13 protein-coding genes are annotated in these 11,454 nt (G+C 38.2%); 7 read left to right on the top strand and 6 right to left on the bottom strand.

Annotated elements, in window-relative coordinates; translation table 11 throughout:
- The first annotated feature begins 459 nt into the window (after nucleotides 1–459).
- Complete coding sequence (locus tag JFC08_RS13170; protein ID WP_198331038.1) at nucleotides 460–858, top strand: hypothetical protein; 399 nt, start codon at nucleotides 460–462, stop codon at nucleotides 856–858.
- A gap of 270 nt (nucleotides 859–1,128) precedes the next feature.
- On the opposite strand, the gene JFC08_RS13930 is transcribed toward JFC08_RS13170, so the two are convergent.
- Nucleotides 1,129–1,254: a hypothetical protein gene (locus JFC08_RS13930; protein WP_265091450.1), complete on the bottom strand. Its 126-nt coding sequence runs from the start codon at nucleotides 1,252–1,254 to the stop codon at nucleotides 1,129–1,131.
- Nucleotides 1,255–1,468: 214 nt separating this feature from the next.
- On the opposite strand from JFC08_RS13930, the gene JFC08_RS13160 reads away from it, so the two are divergent.
- From JFC08_RS13160 to JFC08_RS13150, 3 genes are all read left to right on the top strand, one after another.
- Entirely contained in the window at nucleotides 1,469–1,765 is a 297-nt protein-coding gene (locus tag JFC08_RS13160; RefSeq protein ID WP_198331037.1) for a mobilization protein MobS, read from the top strand.
- A gap of 124 nt (nucleotides 1,766–1,889) precedes the next feature.
- Nucleotides 1,890–2,426 (top strand): hypothetical protein, encoded by a 537-nt coding sequence (locus JFC08_RS13155; RefSeq protein ID WP_198331036.1) that lies wholly within the window; start codon nucleotides 1,890–1,892, stop codon nucleotides 2,424–2,426.
- A 73-nt stretch (nucleotides 2,427–2,499) separates the two neighbouring features.
- Nucleotides 2,500–3,405 carry a tetratricopeptide repeat protein gene (locus JFC08_RS13150; RefSeq protein WP_198331035.1) on the top strand — a complete coding sequence of 302 codons (906 nt, stop codon included), beginning with the start codon at nucleotides 2,500–2,502 and terminating at the stop codon, nucleotides 3,403–3,405.
- Between the two features lie 147 nt (nucleotides 3,406–3,552).
- Here the strand turns inward: JFC08_RS13150 and JFC08_RS13145 are convergent, their stop codons facing one another.
- Entirely contained in the window at nucleotides 3,553–5,436 is a 1,884-nt protein-coding gene (locus JFC08_RS13145) for an Ig-like domain-containing protein (protein ID WP_198331034.1), read from the bottom strand.
- Nucleotides 5,437–5,671: 235 nt separating this feature from the next.
- On the opposite strand from JFC08_RS13145, the gene JFC08_RS13140 reads away from it, so the two are divergent.
- Nucleotides 5,672–6,301 (top strand): hypothetical protein, encoded by a 630-nt coding sequence (locus tag JFC08_RS13140; protein WP_198331033.1) that lies wholly within the window; start codon nucleotides 5,672–5,674, stop codon nucleotides 6,299–6,301.
- 128 nt (nucleotides 6,302–6,429) lie between these two features.
- On the opposite strand, the gene JFC08_RS13135 is transcribed toward JFC08_RS13140, so the two are convergent.
- Nucleotides 6,430–6,726: a hypothetical protein gene (locus JFC08_RS13135; RefSeq protein WP_227697790.1), complete on the bottom strand. Its 297-nt coding sequence runs from the start codon at nucleotides 6,724–6,726 to the stop codon at nucleotides 6,430–6,432.
- A gap of 110 nt (nucleotides 6,727–6,836) precedes the next feature.
- Between JFC08_RS13135 and JFC08_RS13130 the strand changes: the two genes are divergently transcribed.
- Nucleotides 6,837–7,046: a hypothetical protein gene (locus JFC08_RS13130; protein WP_198331032.1), complete on the top strand. Its 210-nt coding sequence runs from the start codon at nucleotides 6,837–6,839 to the stop codon at nucleotides 7,044–7,046.
- 37 nt (nucleotides 7,047–7,083) lie between these two features.
- A complete protein-coding gene (locus tag JFC08_RS13125) occupies nucleotides 7,084–7,497 on the top strand; it encodes a hypothetical protein (RefSeq protein ID WP_198331031.1) in 414 nt (137 codons plus the stop codon).
- Nucleotides 7,498–7,602: 105 nt separating this feature from the next.
- Here the strand turns inward: JFC08_RS13125 and repM are convergent, their stop codons facing one another.
- From repM to JFC08_RS13110, 3 genes are all read right to left on the bottom strand, one after another.
- On the bottom strand, nucleotides 7,603–8,580 hold the full coding sequence (gene repM, locus JFC08_RS13120; RefSeq protein WP_198331030.1) for a replication initiation protein RepM: 978 nt from the start codon (nucleotides 8,578–8,580) through the stop codon (nucleotides 7,603–7,605).
- A 305-nt stretch (nucleotides 8,581–8,885) separates the two neighbouring features.
- Nucleotides 8,886–9,650: a hypothetical protein gene (locus tag JFC08_RS13115; RefSeq protein WP_198331029.1), complete on the bottom strand. Its 765-nt coding sequence runs from the start codon at nucleotides 9,648–9,650 to the stop codon at nucleotides 8,886–8,888.
- A 178-nt stretch (nucleotides 9,651–9,828) separates the two neighbouring features.
- Nucleotides 9,829–11,454 (bottom strand): MobA/MobL family protein (locus JFC08_RS13110; RefSeq protein WP_198331028.1); only part of this gene is annotated, 1,626 nt, incomplete at its 5' end.

The raw sequence follows: 11,454 nt of genomic DNA, 5'->3' as shown, positions 1-11,454 counted from the left end.
GCAACGGCACTTTGTCCACTGCTGCGAGATATTGATTTGGTCGATGCGATAAAAATAGCCATTTCTACAAGCTCTGTTTTCAGGTTTTTAACATTGCGTCTTTTTGCAATGTTGGGGGTGTGGGGGCGTGCCCCTGCCGATGTTTTGATTTTATAAATGTGTGACCGTTAGGGATAAACATTTGTAAAGTCGAAAACTCGCACTTAGTCAGTGGGACGCAACCATCCGTCACTTAACTATATCATAAACTGTTGTTAGGTAATGGCGAAGTTGCTATAGTCAGAGAGGTGATTAATTTAATAACCTAAGGAGATGATATGAGCTTGAGAAACGCTATAAAATAAACTATGTACAATTTATAGATAGTTTTTCACTCATTTAAATTACGATTTTTTAAAAATATGGAAAATTTTTTATTGATATTTTCGGATTGTAGACAATCAAATTGGAGAAATATAAATGTTTAATTGGTTCAAAAAAAAACCGCAACAAAATGCATTTTTAGATGCAGTTAATAAACAGGGTGTTTCAGTTACTGCAAAGTCAGTATCGGACGGACTTATAAAAGCACATTTAACAGATTACAGTCTAGCCTATCAATTTATTTTACAAGAGTTTGATGGTGCTGCACGTGGGGATGATATTGCGAGAGCCTTTGTTAATATGAGTTCCATTAATGAAAGTGAATACGATGGGGCTATATATAGAAACATGCCTGAGCCTGTAGAAAGAGCAGCAGATTTGCTTATTGCATTAACTGCTTCAGTAATGCCGAATATGCAGTTATCAGTAGATTTAAGATTAACAATTTTAGCAAACGTAATGAAGCATTATGGAATTGGTACGCCACCTTTTTAAGTAAACTAGGCTGTGATAGGTCTTAATATTTAAAAGGTTATCTAAATCAAAAATCATCACAGTTACACAGAATAGACCTCTTGCAAAAGTACCATTTCGTTGACTTCCCCTAACGTATTTTTAAGGGCTAGCGATGATTTATGCAAGAGATCTAATGTGGGATGGTTTCGTGTAACTGCTTATAACCCTTCAACAGGAGAATAAGCATACCCTAGTAGAACCGCTAAATAAGACTGTCTTTACGGAACTACTGATAATAGACCGTTAGCCTTAATACTCTAAATAATCTCTAATTGGACGCTTACTAAACTGTGATGCGTCTTTTTTTAGTCGATTGACCATCTCAAACTCCCAACCACTATCGCTTTGTCCTGCTGCACTAGTAGGACTGACCATGTGATTATAGTCGGTAATAAACTGAGGGTTACGAGCAATGCGTCCTAGCTGTTTATCATTTAGACCTTCTACGGTAAATATATCTGCTGTGTTTGTATCCCTACCACCTTCTTTTACTTGTTCATAGCTAATTTTTAAGTCAGTTTTATCATTAATTTCATTAGAAGTTGCTATAGTTGAAAGAACTGTAATTTTGATAATTTAAGGAAGTATTATGAGCTTACTTAGTGGTAATGATCTAAAAGAACAGCAGAAGATTAATGAGCTTGAGCTTAAGATAAATAGAGAGAAACAGAAGTTAGATAAGAAGCTGACAAGGCAAAAAATACTACTGGGTGCTTTTCTTGTGGACGCTTTAGAGAAAGGTTCAGTGGATGGTTTAAAGCAATATACAGCTGATAATCTCTTGAATTTCCTGACTAGACAGACGGATAAGGATTTAATGGTAGATTTGGTAAAGAGTATTAAAAGTGAATTTAATACAGAGAGTCATAAGAATAAAGCAGACTAAGAAAGAAGATAAAGCTGGCAGCTTCATATATCGTGTATTGTTAATACTGTGTTTTTATAAAAATAACTTTGGAGATCTTTAATGAGAGTTAAAAAAAGATACCAATCTATAGGTAGGATTAAAAATGGAAAGAAGTATTCCTCAGTGGCCAAGTAATTTGACCCGCGAAGATGTTATGAAAAACCTAAGAGAATTAGGTTTTAAGCAATATAAACCGAAAGCTAATGCTTGGAGCTATACTTTAATTGCTAGCAATGAAAATCAAACTATTTACTTTTTAATTGGTAAACGAGGAATAGATTTTAAGCTCTATGACGGGATATTGAAAACAGAGTTTGCTGATTATGGTAGGGTCGTAACTAATGGTGGGCTAATGGTTAGGAACTACTATCATGAGAGCGATGTGAATGTACATCAACTGATCCTAGAGATAGCAACCTTATTTATTGAAAATAAAGATATACCTAACTCGCTTTTAGTTGGTCACGGCAAGTCATGGCAAGCTCGAAAAGAGGAGTATATTAAAAGCTTACCGAAAACTACGCCAGCTAGAAGAGAGGGGCTAGACATGTATAATGCAATGGCGCATGAAGATGGCGAGGATGCATATTTAGGAAGTGGTATGTGGATTACTCCAACTGGTTCATTCAGGAGTGATTAACGACATAATCAGCTATATTACGAGTTGGGTTGTTTTGTAATATTTATGGGTTTTCTCAAGAGGATTTTTCAGTATGTTTGGTATTTTTAATAAAAAAAAAGTAAATGACCCTGTTTTTCTTAAAAGAATTACAGAAGATGGAATTAGTTATGCTGCTGAAAGGTTTTCAAGCATTTTAATGCGAGATAGCTTGCCCACAGGTTCGTTAGCTCATGAGTTTGTAATGCAAGAGTTGGATGGAGCGCGTCAAGGTGACAAACTATCTGTAAAATTTGTGGAAAATAGTGGTGTTCCAGAGTCTAGATATAAAGGTAGCTTAAAACACGATACACCTGAATTAGACAAAGCCCAAGAATTTATGCAGATGATTACTTCAAAACTATACCCACGAATGGACATAATCGTTCCTTTGAGGATAGAGATAGTTAAAAACATAATGGAAGCATATGGTATCGGACAATCTGGTTTCAGCAAAAAAACACCGTTTGAACAGTTTAAAGAAGCAGCTGAGCGAGGTGATGTAACTGCTCAAGTTACTGTTGGATTGGCATATCGTGAGGGTATTGGAGCTTCTCAAGACTACTATAAAGCCTTTGAATGGTTCAAAAAAGCAGCAGAACAAGGCGAGGCAGAAGCCCAGTCTCATCTTGGACATTTATATGAAAATGGGTACGGGGTAGAAAAAAACGAGAATAAGGCTGTGGAATGGTATTTGAAATCTGCCAATCAGGGTTATGCTAATGCTCAATACAATATAGGGGTGATGTATTACTTTGGAGCTGGGGTTCCAAAGAACATTACTGAAGCAGTGAAATGGTTCCTAAAAGCTGCTAATAAGGGTAATTCTGATGCTCAATACAATCTTGGAACTCTGTACAAGCAGGGTAACGGTGTAGCTCAGAACTCTAAGGAATCACTCAAGTGGTTCAAAAAAGCAGCAGAACAAGGCGATGTAGATGCTCAAGCAGAACTAATGTAAAAATAAGCGAGACCATCCCAGATTCTGTGTAACTGACGTTTAGATTAAATACTTACACAAAATTTAGGAAGGTCTCGGTCTCTCGAATAATACTCTCAGCATATGAATTTGAGAGGATAACTCAAATTCATATAACCGAAATTTAGACTAAATAACGTCTATCACTAGCGTAGCTGGGTTACTAATGTCATTACCACCGTTATCCGTACCGCCATCATCTTGGACTCGGTATGTAAAGTTAGCGTAATCCTTACCGCTAGTATCAGTAGTAGGTCTGAATATCAGCTTACCAGTTTCAATTTCAGACGCTTTGATTTTTTGATTTAAGCTGACAGCCGCCCCATTAAGTAGCAAAACACCTGTCTCTGGTAGTTTATCAATAATTACTGCTTCAAAATTATCACCATCACTATCATTGAAGCCAAAATCTACTATATTTAGCACTAAATCAGTATTTTTTTGCGTTTGCAGGCTCATCGGGTTGCCGAAAATACTATTAGTGTTGCCATCTTTATCAAAGCTAATAATAGTTCTTTGATTAGCTCCAAGCTTATTTTTGATCTCAGCTAGTATAAATATTTCCCCTGTAGGAGTAACTTTCAGGTCGTACCCTAAACCTTTATATGGAGAGTCAGTTATAAGAACTCCAGCTTTCCCACTGTTATTACCTGAGGCATTGAAGCTAGCATCTAAACTACTATCTTTATTAAATCTTGCTAATACAAAGTCGCTAGGCGAGTTATCATAACTGGTAGCGCCCATAATTAGTAATTTACCATTACTATCGACTGTAACATCACGACCTTGTAATGTTGAATTACCTATACCAACAGACCAGTCGGGTAATAAATAGCCATTATTTTTATCCCAACCCCTTATCCTTAGCAAATAGTTAAAGCTACCACCAAAATATACATCTCCATCATTGGTAATTGAAATGCTAGAGGGTGAGATACCGCCATCTACCCTCTCTGTATTACCTATCGAAGAACCATCTGCATTAAATCTTAAATGCTTAAAACCATATACTGCACCACTATATACGGTCGGATACGACAATCTTGATGATATCACTAAAGTAGTGCCGTCATTTATAGCCTTAATGGTATAGGGTCGTATATCATATCGATGTAGTTCTCTTATACCAAAGCCCTTGTCTAAAGTACCGTCTTTGTTATATCTAGTTATGATAGAGCCGCTACTGTTATAACCTACAAGCAATATTTTCCCTTCATTTGATATATCGATAGCACTGCTTAATTCTTCGGAAGATAGACTAGGGTTAAATAAGCTACTGTTAATTCCCTTGACTTCAAAGCTTAAATCTAAATTACCGTTTCTACTATATTTTACTACCGTCAGATTCCCTTTACTTCCAGACAGAGCTTCGCCTGCAATAAAAACCGCTCCATTCTTATCAACTGCGATGCTACTTGAATCAATATTAGTTAAGCCTGTAGCGATAGCTTGGCCATTATTAAAATCAATATCGAGATTACCTTTAATATCATAACGCTCTAATATGACTTCACCGCTATTCTTTTGTCCAACTGCTACTAACCTTCCATCACTTGTATTTAGTAGAATGTTAGCACTCTTTTCTACAACACTTGATTCAAGAGTAATTACTCCATCCCGTTTTCCCGAAGCACTTGGCGCCTGATTAACTGAAGAGACATTAATTATGGCTTTTCGAGTAATCTTACCTCCTCGACCATCACTAACTGAATAAGCGAAACTGTCTTCACCATGGAAGTCAGGATTCGGCATATAAGTGTAAGTACCATTGGGATTAACGTTCGCTTCACCATTAGCTGCTTGTACTGTTAGCGTATAAGTAAGTTTATCACCATCAGCATCTATTGCTTTGCTCAGGGTTCCACTCATTAGAGTATTTTCAGTGGCATCAACTTGAGTATCACTTGCTGTCGGTGCAGTATTATTTATTACAGGGGCATTAGACGAGGAGTCATCACTACCACAACCAACCATTAAAGAGCTTAATAGCGTCACTAACAACAGTTTTTTCATAACTCGTATTCCTTTGGATTAGTCTATATACACTTTTTATTTAATTAGAGAGAACTCGTTATGAAATTAATAACGCTTATATTTTTACCTATATATGGATATTCCCCAAAACTATTGTTAACTCTAACTCGTTTGTAATATTCTAGCAACATTAGCTTTTGCATAATAGTTACAAACTCTAGAGTAAAAACCTTTAGAGCTTTGTTAGTCCTAGCTTTTTTACTAAGGTCTTTGTATGGAAAATAATAGTAAGCCGCATTCAAGAGCAGTCGCTAAGACAGCTTGGGAGTTATTTGAGATTATCGCTGATAATGCCTTTTTGGTAGATGGATCTTTAGTTAAAGACCTGCCTATCGTTGGCACGATAATCAGTGGCTTTACCATCCACCAAAAAATAAAAGCACATGCATTTGAGAAAAAAATCATAGCTTTTATGAATGAAATCGGTACAGAACATATAAGTACATTCAAGGAAGCTATCAAAAAGAAAGGAAATGATGAACTCGGTGAGGAAATTATAAATACACTTGATAAAGTAGATAAAGCTGAGCAAGCTCAGATGATTGCACGTGCAACAAAGAAATATATTGGTGGATCAGAACAAGCCTCTAAGTTGATATTCGATCATGATATGCATGCTATCAGAAACTTAGATAGTTACTTGCTTTCTGGCATGGAATCTATTTATGGTAATGGTGAATTGAAAAGAGTGCATTCTGTAGATCAAGCATTATTTAATTTAGGCTTAGTTGATCAAGAAGAGAAACCTAGTTTTATCTCAGACACCGTGCCATTAATTAGTTTTATAGCCTCTGATAGAGGTAAAAATTTTTACCAAAGCATCGTTTTAGGGGATACAACCTAAGACAAGAGATGGTATACCCTAGCGGAACCGACGTAAAAGCCACAAAAACCTATTAACAGACTACCTAAAACAGACCACTATAAGAGAACCGCTTATAACAGACTGTTCTAGGTGGTCAGTTTTTCTCGCTATCTTGAGAAGTCATAGTCTGCTTCATTTCCATCTAAATATTCGCGTATAGGGCGTTTCTTGCTGAATTTGGAGGGATCTTTTTTGATCTCACCAACTATAAAATCACTATACGCTGTCCAGTTCTTACCAGCGTCGCCTTTAGCAAGACCGCTATATGTACTTATAAACTCTTTATGCCGACTGATACGCCACAGTTGCTTATCGGACAACCCATCAATAGTGAACATATCTGCTGTATGAGCGTTATGGCTTAAGGTTCTTTCTTGTAGATGCTTTAGAGATGAGGTAAGCATGTGTGTTTAGAAAATAAGTATGTTGATATATCTATTACATTAAACAAATTGTATAAAAGCTTAGTTATATCTATACTGCACTTTATAAGAACTGTCGAGAGGACTGATCTATGGACGCTATAAAATGTGATGGCGCTTTTAGCCTAAATTATCAAATTACAACGAATTTAAAGCCGAGTTATTATGTGATGAACAATCCTGTCACTATTGATATTGATCGTCTACAGAAAGCTATTGATGCTCCGCGTTATCAAATAGCTGAGGAAGATTACGAAAGCGTAGACAGTATTCGAGAAGCATTGTTAGCTCTAGCTCCGTAGGTATAGTTGTATATTCAATATTATATTTAATAAATAAATGTCTAATAAAAAAGAAATTAAGTATAAAATATCTTACGGAATAGAATTCCTTAAAGAGTATCCGAATTACCCTAGAGACCAGCAAAATGCTATTGGTCTGTTCTTAAAAGTATTTAAAGAATATGGTTTAAAAGACTTTTCCAAATTTGAAGGTAAAGTAAGTCCCTCTTGGAAAAATGTTGATGAAAGCAGCCCTGTCTATAAATTTACTAAAGGTAATAACCTTTGGCATTACCATGTTGGGTTACCTTACTATGAACAGAGTAACTATTATGAATATAAAACCTCTGACTACATATTGCATTTCATGCTTTTAGATAACCGAAAAGAGATTGTAGTAATAGATATTACTCCTCACTATGATAGTTATCGTAATTTTTGGCTTCCAAGACCTAATTATTTAATTTACTAAAAAAAGAGCCTAACAAGATGTTAGGCTCTTTTTTTAGTTTCCTAATAACAAACAAGACTGACAGCATGGTAAAGCAAACAAACCGTCATAGTCGAACTAATAATGCTATCTTGAGAAGTTATAGTCTGCTTCATTTCCATCTAAATATTCGCGTATAGGACGTTTCTTGCTGAATTTGGAGGGATCTTTTTTGATCTCACCAACTATAAAATCACTATACGCTGTCCAGTTCTTACCAGCGTCGCCTTTAGCAAGACCGCTATATGTACTTATAAACTCTTTATGCCGACTGATACGCCACAACTGCTTGTCAGATAGTCCATCAATCGTGAACAGATCACCGTTATTAACATCACGAGACTCAGCTACCTGTCCAGTCTTGGGTTTTGATTTCTCACGAACTACAAATTTGAAGCCTACTATCGTAGTACCCTTTTTTTCTTGGGTATAACTAACTTTTATATCTGTCTTTTCGTTAATTTCTTTTATAGACGACTCTAAAACACGACGTTTGAAATCACTCATGCGTTTGTAGTCATTAACTCCTAGACCAAGCTGCTCTCTGAAAGTCTCTAATTCAAATAACTGAGTTTTTCGAGCTTCGCGCCATTGTATTAGAAGCTCATAAAGTCTTACAGCATATAGGCTCTTTAGTTGTGCCGTTTGTTCTAGAGTATATTTTGTAAAGAACTGCTCAATTCCGTGAATACGCGTGATTTCGTTAACAACAGCAGGGGTAAATATTACCTCTATCGCTCCCTCACCATCAATATATGTAGCTTGACTGATCCAACGTGATTTCACTTTAAGATCACGTTCGTCCATAAAGGTGAAGCGACGCTCAAACAAGTTAGCTTCTGCATCTATAAGTGCCTCATAAGCAGTTTGCTTAGAAACCTCAAAAACTTCAGCATATCTCATGGCGTTTATTCTTAATGGGGTATCAGAGCTAAGACCCTTGTTTTGCTCTCTACTATCAATAATAGCTAACTGTATCAGTCTAATTTCAGCAAGTGATAAATTCTGAATCGCTGTATTAAGTCGATTTGATTTTACTACCAATTCGGTTTTATTATTTTTCATAGTTAATACCATTAAAAACATATAACGACATGGTACTATCAAGACGCTTTATAGTCAAATTATTATCTGTCGTCATATAGGTAGGAATTTGTCGTCATATGGGTAGGAATTTGTCGTCATATGGGTAGGAATTTGTCGTCATATAGGTAGGAATTTGTCGTCATAGCCTCTCTGTAGACCTTTATCTGTAAGGTCTGTAGCTAACTTAAAAGCATTAAAAGCATTAAAAGCATTAAAAGCATTTTTGGTTGTGGATAAGCTTAAAAAACAAAGGGCTATTTTTAATGGTTGATTTAGGAAGTAAGTTACTTAAATTTGCATAGCTTTGATTGGCTATAGAACGAACTCTTCTCATCTTCAAAACAGTCTTTGGGATCAATCCTCGCATAGTGACCATCTTGTCCACTTATTTTGACAATGTTATGAGCCACACCAGCCTTTTCCAGATATTGATAATCATCTTGACGTTTTGCTATCTCGCTTTTGCTAGGAATAAACAGCCAAGCTGCTCCAGAGGCTAATGCTAATACCACAACAACCATAATGACCAAAGTTAGTATTAATTGACGGCCAAACTCTCGCTTAACGTTATCCAGCATCTGCTTGGAGGCATCTACATTTAGCTCAGCTATCTTGTCTTTAGTATCGTCAAGGTTACTAGCAACACTGGTAACAGAGGTCTGTATTTTCCCTAAATCTCTATTAAGCAGCTTTGTTGTTTTTAAGAACGTATCACTCGCATCAGTGATGTGCTTAGTGAAGCCTTCATCAATACGCTTGTGATAGTTGTCTTCATTGTTTTTAAAGACGGTTGCAATCTCTTTGTTAATGGCTTCAACAAATTCAGTTTGCAGTAAGGTTTCTTTGTTTTGATAGGTTTTTAACAGTGAGGTCAGTTCCTTTGCCCAATTAGCAATATCTTGCGCTTGTTTAAAATGCGCGTGGTTTAAGTTTGAGCTGTCAATCAGCTGCTTATCTATTTTTTTGGTATACGTTTGAAGCGTAATTAGTAGGTCTTCTAATGAAATAGAGAGGTCTTTTTCTTGGATAGAGAGGTCTTTTTCTGGCATGGATCGTTCCTAGTCGCTAATTGTGATGCTATTTGGCCTCTAAATGGCGCTGTGGGCGTTTTTAGGGTGGTTTATACGTTATTGGTACCCTAGCATCAAAATGGCGCTGTGGGATGCCTGAGAAGCCTCTGAGGTGATTCTATGCGACCGTCAGTGTCGTTTAGTATTGCTTGTGAGCTTAAAAACCAAGACTCATGCCTCGGCTGCGGTTGATATCACGGCGATAACCGGTGATTTCAGTGGATACCGTTCGCATTTGGCGCTGGTGTTCGGGGCTAAGGGCGCTTTGTTGTCGATCTTTGATGTCATCAAAGACGCGCTCTAAGGTTTTGGTGTGTGCTTTTCTTGTCGATAGGTCGCTTATAGACTTGATGTGATCAAGCAGCTGCTGGCTGTGGCCGATAATGTGGCTGCCAATTTCATGCTGCTCACGGTCTGCAAGCTGTTTTTGGTGATCAGTGGTACTCGGCTCACTGCGGTAGCGCTGCCATGCGCTCATTTGCTGATCAAGATGCAGGAGGGTGTTTAGGTGTTGGCCAAAGTCGCTTTTTTGGTCGATGATTTTTAGAAGCCTGTGCTGATCCGATAGACCTTGATGCGAGATATGATCGTGTTGCGCCTTAAAGCCGGCTTCTTCGTCTGCTCTTTTGGCGCGTTGCTGCTCAAGCTTCGCCTGACGCGCTTCTTCTTGCGCTAATAGGCGCTCACGCTCCTTTTGGTCGGCCATGTCACGCTGCTGCTGAGCAATACGCTCTTTTTCAAGCGCCTCAGCGGCATCGATTGCAATCTGGCGCTGAATACGTACCTGTTTGACGCGCTCAACCACTGATTCAGCTTGCTCTAGCTCGTCATTGCTCACGTTACTGGGTTTATATTCAGGCGTAGGCGCTGCTGGGACGATAAATAACTGACTTTCACGCAGATCGGCAAGTTCGCGTGTCCGTACTAGACGGTTGCGCTCATTGATCATCAGGTTAATCTTACCTCTGATTGTGGCCGGTGTTTCGTCTATCTCGTAAACCTCACCTTTCTTGTTTGCTTGTTCTGCTTTTTCTCGCTCACTCTCGTATTTGTCACGCTCTAGCTTGGTTGCAACGCTACCCATCTTAATTTGTGGCTCAATGTCTTTGCCTTGATCGCGATAGCTGCGCGAATCAATCAGCTCATGGCCATACTCGGCCAGTTTTTCATTAGCGATCTGCTCCCACAGTTGCCGTATTTCTTTGATTTCAACATTGACGCGCTCAAAGCCAAGCTCACGGCGTTTATTATCTGATAGCTCAATGGTTGCCTTGTCGGTCAGTACAATCTCGTTATTATCGTCAAGTTCAGCACAGCGCGTGGTAAACAGGATATGGGCGTGGAAGTTGCGAGGGTCTGCCCCTCGATCAATTTCTCTTTGTGTAGGCTGATGAATGGCGCAATCGGCAATCGTGCCGTAACGATCCGCAAGCGTCTGAGCAAACTTGTGTGCAATATCTTTACGGTCATTCTCGTCAAGTTCATAGGGCAGATTGACCAGCCATTCGCGAGCCACACGCGAATCTTTACGCTTCTCGGCAGCCTCTGCCTTATTCCATAAATCGCTGCGTGAAATATCAGTATAAGCAGAAGCCAATGCTGTCGGTAAAATGATATCGGCACTCATAACGCCTGATCGTTTAGAGTAATCATGGGTTTTACCGTATCGCTTATCGTCAAGCGCAACACCAGCGCGATAGCTCGCAGAAGCAACGGCACTTTGTCCACTGCTGCGAGATATTGATTTGGTCGATGCGATAAAAATAGCCATTTCTACAAGCTC

The sequence above is a fragment of the Psychrobacter cibarius genome (assembly GCF_016107535.1).
GTDB lineage: Bacteria > Pseudomonadota > Gammaproteobacteria > Pseudomonadales > Moraxellaceae > Psychrobacter > Psychrobacter cibarius.
The sequence above is the reverse complement of the archived record's forward strand: the minus strand, read 5'-3'. Positions and strand labels throughout refer to the sequence as shown.